Raw genomic sequence first — 19,713 nt, 5'->3', positions numbered from 1 at the left:
ATCGGTCGCTGCATGAGTGACACAAAACCGCATATTCCGTCGACCGCGCGCGTAAAGCTGGATTCCGGGGCGCTGGTTGCGAACTGGCGTGCGCTGGACCGGATGTCGGGCGCGGCCAAAGCCGGCGCGGCCGTCAAGGCCAATGCTTATGGTCTGGGCGCACGCGACGTTGTGCGCAGGCTGGTCACGGCAGGCTGCACCGACTTCTTTGTCGCCAACTGGCAGGAAGCGCAGGAAATCGAAGACCTGACCACGGGCAAAGCGGGCGTATCCGTGCTCAATGGCGTGCGCGCCGCGGACCTGGCATTTGCGCTCCAATCCCCGGCAAAACCCGTTCTGAACAGTCTCGAGCAGGTGCAGCGCTGGAAATCGACGGGTAAGCCATGCGACGTGATGATCAACAGCGGGATGAACCGGCTCGGCATCAATGTGGAAGATCTGGAAGCCAATCTGTTCGCCGGGATGGGAATCGATATGGTGATGAGCCATCTTGCTTCTGCTGATGAAGACGGGCCACAGAATGAAGAGCAGCTCAGCCAATTTCGGGCGGCGCTGCAAATCGTGCCAGGCAAGCGGACCAGTCTGGCCAACAGCGCCGGCATCGCACTGGGCAGCGACTATCATTTCGACGTCACGCGTCCCGGCCTTTCGCTCTACGGCGGTGTCCAGCGTCCGGCTCTCGACGATATCGTCAGCCAGGTGGCATTTCCGCAGGCAGAGATTCTCCAGGTCCGCTCGCTGCTTCCAGGTGACAGGCTAGGCTATAATGCACAATATATCGCGGACGAGCCGCACAAGATCGGTATATTGGCGATGGGCTATGCCGACGGATATTTGCGGGGCTTTTCGAACAGCGGCATGTTCATGCACGATGGAATGCTTTTGCCCGTACTGGGCCGTGTTTCGATGGATCTGATCGCGATCGATCTTGCGGCAGCACCCTATCTCGCAGAAGGCGACTGGGTCGAATGCGAATATGATCTCGAGGTCGCTTCGTCTCAGTCGGGCCTCTCGCAATATGAATTGATCACCGGGCTAGGCAATCGTCTGGCGCGGGAATGGACATAGCGCGGCGGCGAAATATATCTACGCAGTTGCACAAAATAAAAATGCTGCGCAAAAATCCCCGATAACGACAAAAGTTGCGGCAATGCACAAATAGGTTTAGTGCTGTTGCAACATGTAAATAATTGACGGTTAGACAGTCTTGGTCAACAACAGGATTCTAACCCATCGGGAGCTGATATGGCCAAGTCCAAGAACAATAATCCGGGTGATCCGATAACCATCAAGAAATACGCCAATCGTCGCCTCTACAACACCCAGACGTCGAGCTATATCACGCTAGACTTTCTTGCCGAGATGACCCGCAACGATGAGGATTTCATCGTGGTCGACGCGAAGACCGGCGAGGATATAACCCATAATGTGCTGACCCAGATCATCGTCGACGAGGAAAGCAGCGGCAAGCAAATGCTGCCGGTGAAATTCCTGCGCCAGCTGATCTCCATGTATGGCAACAGCATGCAGTCGTTGATGCCGTCCTATCTCGAAGCGTCAATGGATAATTTCCGCAAGAACCAGAAGCAGTTTCAGGAAGCGGTAGAGGGTGCGCTCAACAAGAATCCACTGGGCCAGATGGCGGTCAAGAACCAGAAGCAATTCCAGGAAGCCGTGGAAAATGCCCTGAAGGCAAGCCCGCTGGCCGGTGTCTTTGAAAAGGCGCTGAGCCTTGGCCAGAGTGACAGCGCGGAAGCGGATGATGTAGCGCAGGCCGGTGATTCGGAAAAAGATGCCGAAATCATGGCGCTGAAACAGCAACTGGCCGATATACAGTCGAAAATCGACAAGCTCGATAGCTGATTACCGGAACATATTAATCCGCAGGAAAAACAAGTGAAGAAAAATGCCCTTTCAATCAGCCGCGAAGAGGATTTCGCGGCCTGGTATCAACAAGTCATTACCGAAGCCGACATGGCCGAAGAATCGGGCGTGCGCGGCAGCATGATCATGCGGCCCTGGGGCTATGGCATCTGGGAACGGGTGCAATTTCTGATGGACCAGCGGATCAAGGCGTCCGGCCATGAAAATTGCTATTTCCCGCTGTTCATCCCGCTCAGCTATTTCTCGAAAGAGGCCGAGCATGTCGACGGATTTGCCAAGGAAATGGCGGTTGTCACGCATCACCGGCTGATCAAGGGCGAAGATGGCGGACTGGTCGTCGATCCGGAAGCCAAGCTGGAAGAACCACTGGTCGTACGGCCGACATCCGAGACCGTGATCGGCACCGCTTTTGCCCGCTGGGTGCAAAGCTGGCGCGACCTTCCGGTGATGATCAACCAGTGGGCCAATGTCGTGCGCTGGGAAATGCGGACCAGAATGTTTCTGCGGACCACCGAATTTCTCTGGCAGGAAGGTCATACGGCCCACGCCACCAAGGCCGAGGCGATGGAAGAAACGCTCAACGCGCTGGAAATGTACCGTGACTTTTCGGAAAGCGTGCTGGCCATGCCGGTCGTCGCTGGCGAAAAGCCGGAGAATGAACGTTTTCCCGGCGCCGATGCGACTTACTCTATCGAGGCGATGATGCAGGATGGTAAGGCTTTGCAGGCCGGTACCAGCCACTTCCTTGGCCAGACGTTCAGCAAGGCGCAGAATATCCGTTTTCAGGACAAGGATGGCGAATTCCAGTTTGCCTATACGACCAGCTGGGGCACGTCGACCCGGATGATCGGCGGCGTCATCATGACCCATGGCGACGACGACGGTATGCGCGTACCGCCACTGATCGCGCCCTATCAGGTGGTGATCGTGCCGATGCTGCGCGACAAGCCGGAAGACGAAGAGGTGCTGGACTATTGCAAGGCGCTGGCGAAGGATATTGCCCAGCTCAGAGCCTTTGACGAACCGGTCCGGGTAAAGCTCGATATCAGCGGCGCGAAAACCCAGACCAAACGCTGGTCATGGGTCAAGAAAGGCGCGCCAATTATTCTTGAAATCGGTCCGCGCGACATGGCCGAGGACAAGGTCGCGATGATCCGGCGCGACGCGCTTTATCAGGACAATGGAAAACTCGACACGAAATTTCTCGCCAAGGCGGATTTCATCCCCGAGATCCCGGCCCTGCTGTCCGATATCCAGACCGCACTACATGAAGAAGCCAAGGAGCGTCTCAGCGGCAATATCAAGCGGGGCGTGGAATATTGGTCCGACGTCGAACGTTTCTATGCGGCGAAAAAGAAACATCCGGGATGGCTGGAAGTGCAATGGTGCAAGGCGACCGGCGAAGAGCTGGAAGCAATCGAAGAGCGGCTGAAAAAACTAAAGCTGACGTTCCGTAACGTGCCGGTTGATGCCGCGCCCGCTGACGGCAATTGCATTTTTACGGGCAAACCGGCGGTCGAGCGGATCATCATCGGCAAAGCATATTAATGGCAGGTCCCCGCAAATCTCAGAAAAGCAATCAGGTTCCCACGCGCCAGCAAATACTGGATTTTATCGAGCGGTCGGAACGGCCTGCAGGAAAACGCGAGATTTCACGAGCCTTCGGATTGCGGGGTCCGGACAAGATTGCGCTCAAAGCGCTGCTCAAGGACATGGCGAAGGACGGTCTGCTGGCGGGCGATCCGGCCAGGGCCTTGCATAAGGTGGGCGGCGTTCCGAAGGTGACCGTGCTCAGGATTGTCGAGATTGACGGCAATGAGGCGATTGGCATTCCTGAGAAATGGGAAGAGGGAAGCGGCCCCGCGCCAAAGCTCAGGATCAAGGAAAAGGGCCGGCGCGCTGCGCTGGCAATCGGCGACCGTATTCTTGCCCGGACGGAAGAGCGCGGGCAGGGCCATATTGCCTTTCTTATGAAGAAACTGGCGCAGAGCAGCGAAATGCTGCTGGGCGTCGTCGAAAAGGACGAGCGCGACCGCTATTGGCTGAAACCGGTCGACCGCAAGATCCGCCGCAGCACGCCGATTATCGATCTGGGCGAGGCCGAACCGGGCAAGCTGGTGCTGGCCGAACCGGTCAAGCGCGGCTCCGAAGTAAAAGCGCGGGTGAAGGAAATATTGGGCGATCCGTTCGCTCCCAAATCGTTCAGCCTGATCGCCATCCATAAATTCGAAATCCCGCTGCACTTTCCCGATGCGGTGACGGAGGAAGCCGAACAGGCGACAAAACTTGAAATCTCGAAAGAGAAACGCGAGGATCTGCGCCATCTGCCGATTGTCGCGATCGATCCGGCCGATGCCCGCGACCATGATGACGCGATATGGGCCGAGCCGGATGATAGTCCGGATAACAAGGGCGGCTTCAAGGCGCTGATCGCCATCGCCGATGTCTCTTATTATGTCCGTTCGGGCAGCAAGCTCGACCGGGAAGCCTATAAGCGCGGCAACAGCGTCTATTTCCCCGACCGGGTGGTACCGATGCTGCCGGAAGCGCTGTCGACCGATGTCTGTTCGCTGAAACAGGATGTCGAGCGCGCGGCTCTGGTCTGTCACGTTACGATCAATGCAAAAGGACAGGTGACAGGTTCCCGCTTCACCCGCGCGATCGTCAAGCTGGCCGGCAATATCGCCTATGAAGACGCGCAGGCGGCGATGGACGGAAAGCTGGACCATCCTCTGAAGAGCAAGGCTCTGGAACCTTTATGGGCATGCTGGAAACTGCTCGCTAAGGCGCGGGACGAACGCGAACCACTCAATCTCGATCTGCCTGAAAAGCGGGTTGTGCTCGACGATCAGGGCAAGATTGTAGAAATTGCCATTCGCGAACGGCTCGACGCCCACCGTCTGGTTGAAGATTATATGATCGTCGCCAATGTTGCGGCGGCGCGGATGCTGGAGTCGAAAAAATCTCCGGTCATCTACCGCGTCCATGAAACGCCGTCCCGCGAGAAGCTGATCGCGCTGAAGGACTATCTCAAGAGCTTCGATATGAGCTTTGCCATGGGGCAGGTGATCAAGCCGGCGGTCTTCAACAATCTCATCTCGCAGGTCGATGACGAATTATTGCTGCCTCTGGTCATGGAACAGATTTTGCGCAGCCAGACCCAAGCTTATTATGGCCATACGAACATGGGTCATTTCGGCCTGTCGCTGGGCAGCTACGCGCATTTCACCAGCCCGATCCGGCGCTATGCCGATCTCATCGTGCATCGCGCGCTGGTCAGCGCCTGCAAGCTGGAGCAACCAGCACCGGAAAACAGCGCCATTCCGGAATATTCCTGGCTGGGCAAGGAAGAGGCCGGGCGCCTCGAGCTGATCTCGGAAAAAATCTCCAAGCTGGAACGCCGCGCGATGAAGGCGGAATGGGAAACCGTTGACCGCTATATCTCGGCCCATCTGGCCGACCGGGTCGGCGAAGTCGTCAAATGCCGGATCACCGGTGTCCAGAATTTCGGCTTTTTTGCCACGGTCGAGGAACTGGGCGGCGATGGGCTGGTTCCGGTTCGCACGCTGGGTGCCGAACGGTTCGATTATGACGAGTCGAAACAGCAGCTTACCGGCATGGACAGCGGCACCACCTATAATGTCGGACAGAAGATCGAACTGCGACTGGTCGAAGCCAATGCCGCGACCGGCAGCCTGTTGTTCGAACTGGCCGAGGGTGCCAACCATATGGGATCCCGTCCCGCTCCGCATCGCGCTGGCAAGGGAAAGCCGCACCGCAAGGGCAAGCCGGGTCGTCCCGCCAATATTCGCGGAAACAAGAGTAAGGCGCGCCGAAAGAAATAGTTGGTTGTGGCGGAGCAACCAATCCGCTCGGATGGGGGTATATCCTGTAACAGAAAAGGAACTCCCCCCATGTCGAAACTATTGCCTACCCGCACCCTACCCGATTTTACCGTCCCGCTGATTGACGGCGGCCAGTTCCAGCTGAGCCAGCGTCTCGGCGACAATTTCACCCTGCTGCTCTTCTATCGCGGTGTGCACTGCCCGATCTGCAAGATGCAGCTGCGCGAACTGCAACGCAAGCTGGGCGATTTTGCCGAGCGGGGCATCACCGTGGTGGCGATCAGCATGGATAGCCAGGAACGGGCGCAGAAATCGGTCGACGAATGGGGCGTGGACGAGCTTCTTCTCGGCTACGGACTGGGCGAGGATATGGCTCGCGATCTGGGTCTCTATATCTCGTCGGGGCGTCCCGGGAGCGAGGAACCGGCGATCTTCTCCGAGCCGGGCATGCTGCTGGTCAAACCCGACCAGACGCTTTACTTCACCAGCGTCCAGAGCATGCCGTTCACTCGGCCGCCGCTCGACGAACTGCTCAAAGGTATCGATTACGCGCTGGAAAACGACTATCCCGCGCGCGGCGAACTGGCGAAGGCGGACTAGCTCAGCCGGTCAATCTCTTCCTTGGTCAGCGAACCGGGAACAACCATCACCGGGCAGGGCAATGTCCCTGCCTCGGTAGCGGCAAAATGGCTGACCAGCGGGCCCGGTGCGCCGGTTGCGGCGGCTCCGAGCACCAGGGCAGCCAGCCCGTCGACTTCGTCCATCATCTCCCGCACGACTTTTGGGCCTTTCCCCTGTTTGACCGTGATCGAGGGCCGGATGCCGGTTTCCTCGAACAGGGTACCGGCAGCGCCGGACACCAGCGCTTCGGCCCGGCTCTTCGCTTCTTCTTCAAGCGTGGCCTGCACCCCGCCCCAGGCAACGAAGCCCTCGCTCTCGACTAGCGCCAGAATGTGCAACGCACTATTTGTCTTCATCGCCCGGCGCGAGGCAAAGCGCAGCGCCAGGCTGGCCTCGTCGGTCTCGTCGATCACCACCAGATATGTACGCATGAACCCTCCTCGCCCTGTCAGAATTACCTGTTGCGATAAAAATGGCCACAAGGCAAGCGACCGCCCTTGACGCCATAGGCGCAATGTTGGACAGCTTTACGTGAAAACAGGACCAATTCAGGAAAGATCATCGGCCATGCCCATCAATCTCCAAATGCCTGCGCTCTCCCCGACGATGGAAGAAGGGACCCTTGCCAAGTGGCTGGTGAAGGAAGGCGACAGTATCGCTTCCGGGGATTTGCTCGCCGAAATTGAAACCGACAAGGCGACTATGGAATTCGAAGCAATTGACGAAGGCGTGATCGCCAAGATCGTGGTCGCCGAGGGCACCGAGAATGTGAAGGTTGGCGATGTCATCGCGATCATCGCAGAAGAAGGCGAAGATGTCGGCGATGCGAAAGCCGCGCCTGCGCCGAAGGCCGAGAAGGCCGCGAAGCCTGCTTCCGAAAAAGAAGAGCCCGCGCCAGCACCGGCACCCGCTCCCGAAGCTAGCCCGGCACCGGCACCGAAAGGTGCGGCAGATTCCGGCGAAGACCGCCTGAAAGTCAGCCCGCTTGCGCGCCGTCTGGCTGAACAGAAAGGTGTCGACCTGACCGCTGTGTCGGGCTCCGGTCCCAACGGGCGGATTATCAAGGCCGATATTGACAGAGCGGAAGGCGGTACCCTTCGACAAGCTCAGGGCGAACGGCCTGAGGAAAAATCCGTTCGTGCTGAGCCCCTCGAAGCACCGGCCAAGCAGACTTCGGCGGCTACCAGCGACTTCGACATCCCACACACCGCCGAAAAACTGTCCGGCATGCGCAAGACCATCGCCCGCCGCCTGACCGAAGCCAAGCAGACGATTCCGCATATCTACCTGACGGTGGATGTCGAGCTTGACAAATTGCTCAAATTGCGCAGTGAACTCAACGCCTCGCTGGAACCGCGCGGCATCAAGCTGTCGGTCAATGATCTGCTGATCAAGGCCTTGGCTGTTTCCTTGATGCAGGTGCCGAAATGCAATGTCTCAATCGAGGGCGACCAGCTCAAGACTTTCGAACGCGCCGATATCTCGGTCGCGGTCAGCATTCCCGGCGGTCTGATTACGCCGATCATCAAGAGCGCCGACACGAAATCGCTCAGCGCCATTTCCACAGAAATGAAAGACCTTGCTGATCGCGCCAAGGCCGGCAAGCTCAAGATGCACGAATATCAGGGCGGCACCGCCAGCATCTCCAACATGGGCATGTTCGGGATCAAGAATTTCGACGCCGTAATCAACCCGCCGCAAGCGATGATCATGGCGATCGGGGCAGGGCAGAAGCGGCCCCATGTCATTGACGACAGCCTGCAGATCGCAACGATCATGAGCGCGACCGGCAGCTTCGACCACCGCGCGATTGACGGCGCGGACGGCGCGCAATTGATGAAGGTCTTCAAGGAACTGTGCGAAAACCCGCTGGGAATGCTCGCTTGACCGACCTGAGCAAGAAAGTTCCCGCTATCCGCACCATCGTCATGCCGACCGAAGGCAATCCCTACGGCGTGGCCTTTGGCGGCTGGTTGATGGCGCAGATGGCCCAGGCCGGCGGCGCACTGGCGGCGCAGCATAGCAAGCATCAGTCCGTGGTGGTGGGCGCGAATGACGTCCGCTTTGGCCATCCGGTTGAAATCGGCGACGAATTATCGGTCTACGCCGAATTTTCCAAAATCGGCCGCAGCTCGATGACGGTGGACGTCGAAGCCTTCCGGCGTGACCGGCACGAGGACGAAATGACCAAGGCCGCGTCCGGCGTCTACACATTTGTGGCGGTGGACCGGGATGGCAAGCCGGTGCAGGTACCCGCTTTAGATTAGAGATTGTCGAAAAGGAATAACATGGCAAACGGATATGACCTCATCGTTCTCGGTTCCGGCCCCGGCGGCTATGTGGCCGCAATCCGGGCTGCGCAACTCGGCCTGAAAACCGCGATCGTCGAACGCGAAAACCTCGGTGGTATCTGTCTCAACTGGGGTTGTATCCCAACCAAGGCTTTGCTCCGTTCGGCGGAAGTGTTCCACAATATGAAACATGCGGCTGACTATGGTCTGGCTGCCGAGAAGATCAGCGCCGATCTGGACGCCATTGTCAAACGCTCGCGCGGCGTGGCCAAGCAGCTCAATCAGGGCGTCACCGGCCTGATGAAGAAGAACAAGATTGATGTCGTCATGGGTGATGGCACGATCACCGCGCCGGGCAAGCTAACCGTGAAGACCGACAAGGGCGAGGAACAGCTTGAGGCCAGCAATATCATCATCGCCACCGGCGCCCGCGCCCGCGATCTTCCTTTTGCCAAGGCCGACGGCAAGCGCATATGGACCTATCGCCACGCGATGACGCCCAGCGAGACGCCGACCAAGTTGCTGGTCATCGGTTCCGGTGCGATCGGCATCGAATTTGCCAGCTTCTACAATGATATCGGTGTTGACGTGACGGTCGTCGAAATGCTCGACCGGATCGTGCCGGTGGAAGACGAGGAAATCTCGAAATTCCTCGAAAAATCGCTGAAGAAACAGGGTATGATGATCATGACCGGTGCTGGCGTGAAGAGCATTGAAGCCGGCGACAAGGGCGTCAAGGCGGAGATAGAGGACAGCAAGGGCAAGAAAGAGACTCACGATTTCAGCCATGTCATCGTCGCTGTCGGCATCCAGCCCAATATCGAGACTATCGGCCTCGACGAACTGGGCGTGCAGCCGGATGATCGCTATCATATCAAGACCGACGAATATTGCCGCACGAATATCGACGGCATTTACGCCATCGGCGACTGCACCGCCGGTCCCTGGCTGGCGCACAAGGCGAGCCATGAAGGCGTCATCGCGGCGGAAGCCATTGCCCAGTCGATGGGCAAGGACGGTCATCCCCATGCCATGGACGTCAACAATATCCCCGGCTGCACCTATTGCCACCCGCAGATCGCCAGCGTCGGCCTGACCGAAGCCAAGGCCAAGGAAGCGGGCCATGATGTCAAGGTCGGTAAATTCCCCTTCATCGGCAATGGCAAGGCGATTGCGCTCGGCGAGACCGAGGGTTTCATCAAGACCGTGTTTGACGCCAAGACCGGCGAGTTGCTCGGCGCGCATATGATCGGCGCGGAAGTGACCGAGCTGATCCAGGGCTATACCATCGGCAAAACGCTGGAAACGACCGAAGCGGAACTGATGAACACCGTCTTCCCGCACCCGACGCTGAGCGAGATGATGCACGAGAGCGTGCTGGATGCTTATGGGCGCGTATTGCATATGTGACGGTGCTCTGCTCAGGCAGGAGGCCGCTCCCGTCCTTTGCTCCGAAGAGTATAAGGACGGGAAACAAGCTTTCTGTCGTCGCAGGTGCAGAGTCGACGAGCAAGAGGTTGCTGATTCACGCTCAGGGGGTGAATCCGCCGAAAATGTACGGCTTTCATTTTACCGGGGCTATTGCACCGAAAGATCGGATCGCGATCGGTGCGATGCCCCGGTCCTTATTCACCGGTCCAGCGGATCCAGCCCTTTGACAGGTCGCCATTATCGCCGGGATCCGCATATAGCGTATCGGCGATGATCTGGGCGGACTCGACCAGTCGCGGCCCCGGACGGTTGAAGAAATGATGACCGTCGGCAAGGAAAACCTCGCCATTTTTGACCGCCGACAGCTTCGGCCAATGCGGATGCTTCACCATGGTCGGCATCTCGGCCAGCGTCTGGCCGATTTGGTAACCGCAGGGCATGAAGATGATCTTGTCCGGATCGGAAGCGAGCAGGTCGTCCCACTCGAGCCACGGCGAATGCTGGCCGGCAGTGGCAAAGAGCGACTGACCGCCGGCAATCTCGATCAGTTCGGGAACCCAGTTCCCGGCCACCATCAGCGGCTCGATCCATTCAATCGCGGCAACGGTTGGCGGAGGGGCTTTGTTGGCACCCAATTGGCGCAGGCGTTCCTGCAATTCTGCAATTGCCTGCTCCGCTTCCTCCGTGCGCCCAACCGCTTCGCCGACACTGCGGAAATCACGCCACACGTCGTCGAGATTGTCGGGGGCGAGCGAAATAAGCTTCGGCTTCTGGCCGATCCAGCTTGCCAGCGCCTCTTCCAGATCATCCGGCGTCACCGCGCAGACCGCGCATTGGGACTGGGTCAGGATGACATCGGGCTTCAATGACTGCAGCAATGGCGTATCGACTTCATAGACCGACAGGCCCTGGCGCACGATTTCCTGGACCCGCTTGTCGATCTCGTCCGATTGCAGGCCCTTTTCCAGCTTGGTCGAAGTGCAAATCGGAAGATCGCGCACGAAATTGGGAAAGTCGCATTCGTGCGACCGTCCGACAATATTGGGTTCGAGGCCCAGCGCCACGGCTATTTCCGTGGCACTGGGTAATAGCGATACGACGCGAAGGTCGCCGCTCATGCGGATCGCGTAGCCAGCTGTGGTGCGTAGAAGCGGGGCAGGGCGCGGGTCAGAACCGTGCGCACGGCCAGCAGTCCAGCGAACCAGATCATGTCATTCTTGGCGATCAGCCAGACGATATCAGCCGAGAAGTTGGCAATGCCACCCAGATAGAGAGCCGCAACATAGAGCAGGGCTTCATAGGCGACAAAAGCTGCAACAAAGGCCATGCCGAGGCTGAGGAGCCCTTCATCCTTGCGCATTTTCAACACCTGATGGGCGACCAGAAGGCCGGCCACGCTGGCCACCAGCATGCTGCCGCCATGGGCGAAGCTGTTGAGCGTGCGCGGATAGTCGAGGATCAGGAAACCGACCAGCTGGTTCGAAATCCAGACACCGGCCATCCAGGTCATCGCCTTGCGTACCGGCAAGGTTGCGGCAAGCAACACGCCGATCGCGGTGAACGGCATCATGCAGGCAAAAATCCAGCTTCCCAGAACGGAAGCGGAGGCCAAGGTTGCGGCCCAGATATTTTCCGCCCTTCCGGACAATGATTGCGTCGTCATAAGCATGTTTCCCTTTATTTTCTGAATTCAAAAATGACCGCGAATGCCGGCATAGGCAGATCTACCGGGCGAAACGAAACTGAACACCTGTTCATAACGCTCATTGAACAGGTTTTCAACGCGCCCGAACAGCTCGAGATTGCCGGCAATTTTGACGCGACCGTTCAGGTTGATCAGCAGATAGTCGTCGAGGCGGACATCGACGGGCACATAGCTGGGGTCGGTGAAGGCCACATCCTGCTGCGCGCCGTTATAGCGACCCACCAAGGTTACCCCGGCCTTGTCGTCCGGCAAATGCCAGTCGATGGCAATGCTTCCGATATGTTCCGGTCGCCGCACTTCCTGCACGCCATTTTCACGCGCCCGCATATAGGTATAGCTGCCGTTGATCCGCCAGCTGTCATCCAGATCGATTTCGAGCCAGGTCTCGACGCCGTTGCGCTTCGAAAGACTGTCCCGGTTGGCCGGCGTCGCGGCGAAGGTCGGTGGCAGATAGGTCGTGTAGATTTCGTCTTCCAGCTCGCTTTCGAAATAGGTCAGTCCAATCTTGCCCCGGCCCTGGAGGAAATTCTGCGTAACGCCGACTTCCCATCCTTCCGACTTTTCCGGAGTGAGGTCGGGATTGCCGATATACTGGCCGTCAAAATAGCCAAACAGTTCGAAGAATCCGGGATTCTTGACGCCTGTGCCATAGGCGGCCTGCAACCGGGTTCCGGTGGGCAGCAGATAGGCACCCTGCACGCGATAGGTGGTCACATTGGCAAAGCCGTCATTATCGTCATAGCGGATCGCTGCGCTGAACGATGCCCGGCCGTCGGCTTCCAGTTCGTAGAGCCCGACCAGTCCGAGATTCTCGTTGCTTCTTTTTCCGGTGAAGGCGAATCCGGACGGGTCGTCGTTCCGATAGGTCTCGCGTTCGATGTCGGTGGCAAATGTCACCCGGTGCTCCAGCGCGCCGCCGGTAAATTTTGCAGTCGTTTCATAGCTGCCCTTGAGCCGCTTGCCGATGCTGCCGGAGCTTTGCGATCCACCGGAAAATCCGCGTCTTTCGCTGTTGGCAAATTGCGCGGAAGCCCGATGCGACCAGCGACCGTCCATCAGATCCAGCTCGGCTTTCACCAAACCATAGAGGCCCTGATTTTCAAAGCCCCGGCCCGGGCTGTCGATGATCTGTCCGAAATTCGGACTCGTCGTATCGCCTTCGGTGCCGTTGAAATCACCGCTATTTTCCGAATAGCGAGCGACGACGCCGAAGCTCAAATTGTCGGTCGCTTGCAGATTGCCGACAAAGGCGACTGCCGCTGTATCGCTGCCCAGATCACGGGTTCCGCCGCGCGCATTGGGCTGGCCGTCGGTGCTGACCATCGTTGCGGTGACGACATAGTCAAAAGCACCCGTCTTTCCGCCCAGTCGGGCGGCGCTGTTGACGCTGTTGAAAGAGCCCGCCTCGATCCGCGCCGACAGGCCCGGAGCGGCTGCGCCGCTAAGGGTGCGGTAATGCACCACGCCACCGATGGCGTCCGATCCGTAAAGAGCGCTTTGCTGGCCTCTCAATATCTCGATCTGTGCACTATCGTCAGCGATCAGCGTTCCGACATCGAATTCGCCAAAGAAGGGATCGGAAACCTCTATCCCGTCGATCAGGAAAAGCGTGTGATTGCCTTCCGCACCACGCAGTCGCAACTGGGTTTGTCCGGCGACAACGCTGACGGCGACACCGGGCACGTCGCGAAGCACTTCGGAAACCTCGCGTACCTGGCGGTTAACAATCTGGCTGCCGTCAATCACAGTCAGCGAGCCTGCCTGAATATCCGGTGTAATAGCCTCGCCCGAACGGGTTCCGGTGACGACGATCAGTTCATCGCTGCTTTCCCGGTCCGGTTTGTCCTGGGCAAAGGCGGCTGGAGCGGACAACAGAGCGACGCTACCCAGAAGCCGGGCAGTCAATTGTGTGAATTTCGGCATTATTATATTTCCTTGTGTTAACGACCAATATTGCCGCTACGCAGGGAAAAGCCCCGTTCACCCGACACACCCCGTCCGGCTGAAGAACGACGATAACAGGCAGGTCTCCTGACTTGCGGATCGCTGTCGATACACCGCCTTCCCAGATCCGGAGATCCAGTGGCATTTGGCATATCGACTAGCCGCTTACAGTTGCGGGGGCAGTACCGGATTTGAAGCAGGCCGGAGCCAGCTTCTCACCGATTTCCCTTTGAATTCTCGATTAAGAGAAACCCGATATCTGGCGCCCCATTCGCCGAAAATGTTTCGCGTTGCAAGCCCCAATATGAACTGAGCCATGCAATATTCATGTCGATATGTGGCGCTGGAAAAAATCGGCAAATAGCGTTCGGGCCGGCGACTGCCGATAAATTTTTAGCGGGAGCACGTTGGATTCTGCTTCGCTCCTGGATTCCAGTTATGCTATAGAGGCGGTCTCAATTTAGGAATGATAGTCATGATTGCATTTTTGAGTATTGCCTTGTTCAGCACTGTATCCGCCGCAACAATCGCCGACGCGGAAACCGCGCGTATTGCCTATTCCAACTGCCTCGTCGAGTTCACAGGAGCTCAGCTTGATGAGAAAACCGGGACAGGCGCTTTCAAGAAGGCTGCAAAGACAGCCTGCACGGCGGAACGTGAAGCGATGATCTCCGCCATCAAAAAAGACGAGATTACTTACGGTAGCTCGGATGAGGAAGCGGCAAGCTTTGCCATGGAAGAAGCCGACGGTGTGCTGTTTGCATTTACCGATAGCTATGCGGGTTACATGAGTTCGAACACGCGGCCCGTCAAACAGGATTGACCGGTCGGGCTGATCCGGGCGCGCCATCGCCATATTGGCGGGCGCGCGCCGGACAGGCATAGAGGCAGAGTCGATATAGCCTCCGCCCAGGCAAATTCCTTCGCTATTATGTGGTTGCAGCCTCTGGCTGCGAACCTTTTTTCCTGCGATCGCTGTTGGCGAAGCGTATCAATCTGCATCGCATGACATTGGCGGAACCCGCCCGATTCATGGTCCTGCCTGTGCTGTCTGCGATGCGATATAACAGCATAGGGGTGCTTAAACATTGCCCGAAGGGGCCAATGGCTGTACGGGCGGCATCAATGTGCGGAATTAGTCCGGCGCCTACGCCTCCATCGCACCATCAAGGAAACATGAACCCAAATGCCGCCATTTTCACCACCTACATTCCAGGAACGCACTCAAATGGCGGCAAAAGCCAAGCAGGCTGCGCTCAAGAAGCTGAAGGCCAAGCCGCCGCTCAGCGATGAAGTTATCGCCGAACGCAAGGCGGCCGAGCTCGCGCGGGAGCAAAAACGCGCGGCTGCAAGCGAAGCGAAACGTGCAGCTTTTGAACAGGCGAAAGCAGAGCGCAAAGCCGCCAAGGAAAAGGCCAAGCCCAAACTGGCGCTCGGCCTGACGGAAGCTGAAAAGAAAGCCGCCCGTGACGCGCGCTATGCCGAGCGGAAAAAACGCCGGAAATAACGCGCCGACGCCAATTCCCGGAAGCGATCACGAGACTCCGTCGTCCTGAGGTTCGGACCGGTTATGATCCGTGTATACCGTCAAAAGTACATCCGGAGAGGGTTTGTTTCCGGGCCTGATCGCGGGCATCAGGCGCCCTGCGCCGACGCTTTGCTAGACAGGGCCTCCGAATTCGAGCAGTTATCAGGCGGTTATGACAACCAGACTAATCCCTCTCAGCGCTCTTTTGCTCGGCTCTCTGTTCCTGCTGATCGCCGGCGGAATCAACGGGCTGATCCTTCCACTGCGCGGATCGGAGGAAGGCTTTAGCGCCTTTTCCCTCGGATTGCTGGGGACAGGGTGGGCTGCCGGCTATGTACTCGGCTGCCTTTACACGCCTTTGCTGGTATCCCGGGTCGGGCATATCCGGGTGTTCGGGACGCTCGCCGCGACCGCTGCGATTGCCATATTATTATCGGCGATGTTCCCCAGTCCCTGGAGCTGGATCCCGTTGCGAGCCGTATCGGGTTTCTGTTTCGCCGGGGCCGCAATGATCGTCGAAAGCTGGCTGAACGAAGAAGTCGATTCCTCTATCCGCGGCCGCGTTTTCGGGACCTATACAATGATCAATCTGGTTGGAACGACCGGCGGACAGATGATCCTGATCGGTGCCGATATATCCACCGCCTGGTTTTTCATGCTGGCGGCTATCTTCTATTGTCTGGCGTTGATCCCGACCACGATCAGTTCGAACCGCGCGCCGTCACCGCTGTTCGAGGTCAAGCTCAACATCCCCCAACTCTGGCGCAATTCCCCCGTCGCCGTGTTTGCCGTCCTGATGATCGGGATATCCAACGGCAGCTTCGGCGCATTGGCGCCGGTTTATGCGAATAATATCGGTCTGGACGTAACGGCCATCGTCCTGTTTTGCAGCGTCCCGATTCTTGCCGGGGCGCTGTCCCAGATCCCCGTCGGCCGCGCCTCTGACCGGTCTGACCGCCGAAAAGTGCTGATATTTCTGGCTCTGGTGGCAATGGCAGCCGACGGCGCATTCATATTTCTCCGACCTGACACCGGCATCGCAAATATCCTGATCAGCGCATTGCTGGGGGCGGCGATTTTTGCCATGTACCCTATCGTCGTGGCGCATGCCAACGACCATGCCGATCCGGGGCAGTTCATCCAGACCAGCGGCGGGCTGCTGATGGTCTTCGGTATCGGTTCGATTGTCGGACCGTTCATCGCTGGCCTCGCCTTGACCTTTTTCGGGCCGATGGCGCTGTTTTCAACCCTTTTTGCAGCGCATCTTTCCATAGTCCTGTTCGCCCTGTTGCGCGTGTGGCGGCGGGAGCAGGTGGACGCCGAAGACAAGGCGAGTTTCCAGAATATACCCTTTGCGCGAAACAGCACGCCAGAAACCGAAGTGCTTGCCGATCGGGAGAATCACGCCTGACCAGCGGCCGGCTCTGCTCCCCGCGCGGGTCGCGAACGATGGAGGGAGGCAACGTCGGTATATTGGCATGCGCATGGCTTTGCCGCTGTGCAAGGCAATGACCGAGAACAAGCTCCGGTCCGGAAAACGCCCGCAGAACAGGGCTTTTGGCAGCCAATTCGCTCCTGAAATATTGCGAGGTTCAGGCCGCTATTGGTCTCAATAGCAGCGGAGAATCGCTTTTTGGACAGGACGGTTCACAAAAGCGTAATAGCTGCTATACCGCCGCCATATTTGAAAGCCGATGTCGCAGGGGACATTTAATTTTTCGGCTTTGCAGTGGGTTCGATAGGTTTTCCGGTCGGACGTGTTTTTCCCTTAAATTTGAACTTGAACCACAAGAGGGTTATTTGAACTATTTAAAAACGAGCGCATCGCTCGCGGTTATCGCGGCGCTGGGCTGTGCATCAGCACAAGCTCAAGAATCAGTATCAGGGGATACGAACAAAGGCGTGACCGAGATCGTGGTTACCGCGACAAAACGCAGCGCCAATCTGCAGGATGTTCCGATCGCTGTGCAGGCGCTTGGCGAAGAAACGCTCGATCAGCTGGGCGTTACCGTATTTGACGATTATCTGCAGCAATTGCCCGGCGTGACAGCCGGAGGCGGCGGGCCGGGGCAAAGCACGATCTATATTCGTGGTCTGGCATCGACGACGCCAAATCTGACCACAGCCGGAGTCGCCGGACTGGCGCCCAATGTGGCGCTTTACCTCGACGAACAGCCTGTGTCTCAGCCGGGGCGCAATCTCGATGTCTATGCCGCCGATCTCGAGCGCGTGGAAGTATTGTCGGGACCCCAGGGCACATTATTCGGTGCCAGCTCACAAGCGGGCACAGTGCGCCTGATCACCAACAAACCTGTTCTCGGACAGTTTCAGGCGAAGGTAAAATCCGGTCTCGCTTTCACGAAAAGCGGCGACCCGAGCTATAATATCGAAGCCATGGTCAATATCCCGGTGACCGACAGCTTCGCCGTCCGTGCGGTTGGCTATTATGACAACAAGGGCGGCTATATCGACAATGTTGCCGGTACGCGCAGCACTGCCGACAGTGCCCGTTTCCGCTCTGCCGGCACGGTGCGCGACAATGGCGTTCCCGTGAGCGCTTCCCGCGACGGTCTGCAGTCGGGCGCTGACTTGTCCGGGGTCAATTTTATATTGGCAGACAATTCGGCCCTGGCCGAAAAGAATTTCAACGACACGCAATATCTAGGCTTTCGCGTTGGCGGCAAATATGAATTTTCGAATGACTGGAGCCTGACAGTTGCCCATGCCCGTCAGGGACTGGACTCCGACGGCGTGTTCTTCGAAGATCCGACGCTCGACGACTTGCAGATAGAACGTTTCGAACAGGATGAAATCCAGGATGATTTCAGCAATACGAGCTGGACCCTGGAAGGCCGCATTGGTGCGCTGGAACTGGTTTACACCGGTGCCTATACCAAGCGCGAAACGTCACAGCGGGTCGATTATTCCGACTATCTGTTCGTTGGCCAGTATCTGCCTTATTATATCTGCGATGGTTCGGTTTCTTATCCGGGCGGGGCACCCACCGGGACTTGCCAGGCACCGAATCTCCTGGTCAACTCACGGACAGAGACGGAAGTGATGACGCATGAACTGCGCTTCAACACTCCCGCCGATAACCCGCTACGCCTGACCGCTGGTGGCTTTTACAGCGATCTGGAATTGTCCGAGCGCAATGACTTTACCTATCCTGGCAGCACCGCGATAGATTTGTTCGGCGGTTCCTTTCCAGCCAATTTTTCCCAGCCCAACGCGTTCAATACGGATACAGGAGCCTATCCGGCAGGTGTCATATTCCGCAACGATGTGCGCCGCACCGACAAGCAATTCGGACTGTTCGGCGAAGCGACATATGATATTTCGGACCAGTTCGCGATCACTCTCGGCGCGCGCTATTATGACGTGGAAGTCGATCTCGAAGGCAGCGCCAATTCGTCTTTCTGCAATTCCAGCGGCGTTGACGAAAATGCGTTCGGCACCAATATCAGCGACCTTTATGACGGAGACGGCAGCTTTACCTTTATCGGCAGTTGCGATGACGCGTTGCGCCAGACCTTTACTCAGGGCCAGACGGTTGCCGATATTCAGGCTGCCGGGTTGAGCGAAGCGCAGGCACAGCAGGTGTTCAACTCGCTGAGCGCGCCGGACAAGGCGGCAACGGACGGCTTCATCTTCAAGGCCAATCTGACCTGGACTCCGACCGAGGATTTGCTTTTCTATGCGACCTATTCCGAAGGCTTCCGGCCAGGTCTGCTGAATCGTCCGGGCGGCGCGCAAAGCCCGGGTGGCTTTACCGTACCGTTCGCGCTCGAAACCGATGATGTGACCAATTATGAAATCGGCTGGAAAACCTCGCTCTTCGATAATCAGCTGCGATTCAACGGTAGCGCTTTCTTTGTCGATGTGCAGAATTTGCAGACCACTATTTTTGACACCAGCATAACCAATTTGTTCTTCTCGGACAATGCGGCGAATGCGGAGATCCGCGGTATCGAGGCAGATATCACGATCGCGCCTTATGCTGCCGATGGCTTGACCATCAGCGCGGCATTCTCGATCCTGGATACGGAGATCACCGACGTACTGACTCCGACCAATGATGTCGTCGAGGGACGCAGCCTCGCTTATGCGCCGAGTTTCCAGGGCAATATACGGGCCCGTTACGAATGGGAGGCTTTTGGTGACTGGACGGCGCATGTCCAGCCGCAGATCACCTATTCCGCCTCGTCCGCTACCGACATCATCGAGATCAACCGGATCACGCTGGACAGTTGGACGACCTTCGGACTTGCAGCGGGTGTGACGGACAACAGCTGGTCGTTTGAAATCTTTGGCGAGAATCTGACCGACGAAAGGGCCGAGATAAGCGGAAGTTTCGTTTATGATCGCGCGCGGATAACGGTAAATCGTCCGCTGACCGTGGGCGCCCGCATTTCTTTCGCCTATTGAGTTGAAGAAACATTTGGGGAGGCTCGCCGCTTGGCG

16 protein-coding genes and 1 riboswitch are annotated in these 19,713 nt (G+C 57.7%); of the genes, 12 read left to right on the top strand and 4 right to left on the bottom strand.

The features are described 5' to 3' along the window. Positions 1-12 precede the first annotated feature (12 nt). The 5 genes from alr to CHN51_RS15265 all read left to right on the top strand — a co-directional run bounded on the left by alr (position 13) and on the right by CHN51_RS15265 (position 6,329). A complete protein-coding gene (gene alr, locus CHN51_RS15285) occupies positions 13-1,068 on the top strand; it encodes an alanine racemase (protein ID WP_100094794.1) in 1,056 nt (351 codons plus the stop codon). A gap of 177 nt (positions 1,069-1,245) precedes the next feature. Then, on the top strand, positions 1,246-1,863 hold the full coding sequence (phaR, locus tag CHN51_RS15280) for a polyhydroxyalkanoate synthesis repressor PhaR (RefSeq protein WP_100094793.1): 618 nt from the start codon (positions 1,246-1,248) through the stop codon (positions 1,861-1,863). A gap of 33 nt (positions 1,864-1,896) precedes the next feature. Further along, entirely contained in the window at positions 1,897-3,432 is a 1,536-nt protein-coding gene (proS, locus tag CHN51_RS15275; RefSeq protein WP_100094792.1) for a proline--tRNA ligase, read from the top strand. Then, entirely contained in the window at positions 3,432-5,729 is a 2,298-nt protein-coding gene (gene rnr, locus CHN51_RS15270) for a ribonuclease R (RefSeq protein ID WP_100094791.1), read from the top strand. Before proS ends, rnr begins: the two co-directional genes overlap by 1 nt. A 69-nt stretch (positions 5,730-5,798) precedes the next feature. Further along, positions 5,799-6,329, top strand: coding sequence for a peroxiredoxin-like family protein (locus CHN51_RS15265; protein WP_100094790.1), 531 nt, complete (start codon positions 5,799-5,801; stop codon positions 6,327-6,329). Here the strand turns inward: CHN51_RS15265 and CHN51_RS15260 are convergent. Next, on the bottom strand, positions 6,326-6,781 hold the full coding sequence (locus CHN51_RS15260; RefSeq protein WP_100094789.1) for a universal stress protein: 456 nt from the start codon (positions 6,779-6,781) through the stop codon (positions 6,326-6,328). The two genes, CHN51_RS15265 and CHN51_RS15260, sit on opposite strands and share 4 nt — an antisense overlap. A gap of 136 nt (positions 6,782-6,917) precedes the next feature. On the opposite strand from CHN51_RS15260, the gene CHN51_RS15255 reads away from it, so the two are divergent. The 3 genes from CHN51_RS15255 to lpdA are packed head-to-tail and all read left to right on the top strand — an operon-like array spanning position 6,918 to position 10,051. Further along, on the top strand, positions 6,918-8,237 hold the full coding sequence (locus CHN51_RS15255) for a pyruvate dehydrogenase complex dihydrolipoamide acetyltransferase (RefSeq protein WP_100094788.1): 1,320 nt from the start codon (positions 6,918-6,920) through the stop codon (positions 8,235-8,237). Continuing rightward, a complete protein-coding gene (locus CHN51_RS15250; protein ID WP_240616760.1) occupies positions 8,234-8,617 on the top strand; it encodes a hotdog domain-containing protein in 384 nt (127 codons plus the stop codon). The genes CHN51_RS15255 and CHN51_RS15250 overlap by 4 nt, the downstream gene beginning before the upstream one ends. A 21-nt stretch (positions 8,618-8,638) precedes the next feature. Next, entirely contained in the window at positions 8,639-10,051 is a 1,413-nt protein-coding gene (gene lpdA, locus CHN51_RS15245) for a dihydrolipoyl dehydrogenase (RefSeq protein ID WP_100094787.1), read from the top strand. 215 nt (positions 10,052-10,266) lie between these two features. Here lpdA and CHN51_RS15240 read toward each other — a convergent pair whose 3' ends face one another. Genes CHN51_RS15240 through CHN51_RS15230 form a run of 3 tightly spaced genes read right to left on the bottom strand, consistent with a single transcriptional unit; the run spans position 10,267 to position 13,700 of the window. Further along, positions 10,267-11,190, bottom strand: a complete 924-nt coding sequence (locus CHN51_RS15240) for a cobalamin-binding protein (RefSeq protein WP_100094786.1) — start codon at positions 11,188-11,190, stop codon at positions 10,267-10,269. After that, positions 11,187-11,735: a hypothetical protein gene (locus CHN51_RS15235; protein WP_123906331.1), complete on the bottom strand. Its 549-nt coding sequence runs from the start codon at positions 11,733-11,735 to the stop codon at positions 11,187-11,189. Before CHN51_RS15235 ends, CHN51_RS15240 begins: the two co-directional genes overlap by 4 nt. A 27-nt stretch (positions 11,736-11,762) precedes the next feature. Next, a complete protein-coding gene (locus tag CHN51_RS15230) occupies positions 11,763-13,700 on the bottom strand; it encodes a TonB-dependent receptor (RefSeq protein ID WP_100094784.1) in 1,938 nt (645 codons plus the stop codon). A gap of 80 nt (positions 13,701-13,780) precedes the next feature. Further along, positions 13,781-13,992, bottom strand: a riboswitch (cobalamin riboswitch). Between the two features lie 204 nt (positions 13,993-14,196). Between CHN51_RS15230 and CHN51_RS15225 the strand changes: the two genes are divergently transcribed. The 4 genes from CHN51_RS15225 (at position 14,197) to CHN51_RS15210 (ending at position 19,677) form a co-directional block, all read left to right on the top strand. Next, complete coding sequence (locus CHN51_RS15225) at positions 14,197-14,544, top strand: hypothetical protein (RefSeq protein ID WP_100094783.1); 348 nt, start codon at positions 14,197-14,199, stop codon at positions 14,542-14,544. Between the two features lie 363 nt (positions 14,545-14,907). Beyond that, entirely contained in the window at positions 14,908-15,228 is a 321-nt protein-coding gene (locus CHN51_RS15220; protein ID WP_100094782.1) for a DUF6481 family protein, read from the top strand. Positions 15,229-15,421: 193 nt separating this feature from the next. Continuing rightward, the gene (locus CHN51_RS15215; RefSeq protein WP_100094781.1) at positions 15,422-16,660 is read left to right on the top strand and encodes an MFS transporter; all 1,239 of its coding nucleotides are present in this window, start codon (positions 15,422-15,424) and stop codon (positions 16,658-16,660) included. A 389-nt stretch (positions 16,661-17,049) separates the two neighbouring features. After that, positions 17,050-19,677 (top strand): TonB-dependent receptor, encoded by a 2,628-nt coding sequence (locus tag CHN51_RS15210; protein ID WP_100094780.1) that lies wholly within the window; start codon positions 17,050-17,052, stop codon positions 19,675-19,677. Positions 19,678-19,713 lie beyond the last annotated feature (36 nt).

The sequence above is a fragment of the Sphingorhabdus sp. YGSMI21 genome, from assembly GCF_002776575.1.
GTDB lineage: Bacteria > Pseudomonadota > Alphaproteobacteria > Sphingomonadales > Sphingomonadaceae > Parasphingorhabdus.
This window is presented reverse-complemented; position numbering and strand designations above follow the sequence as displayed.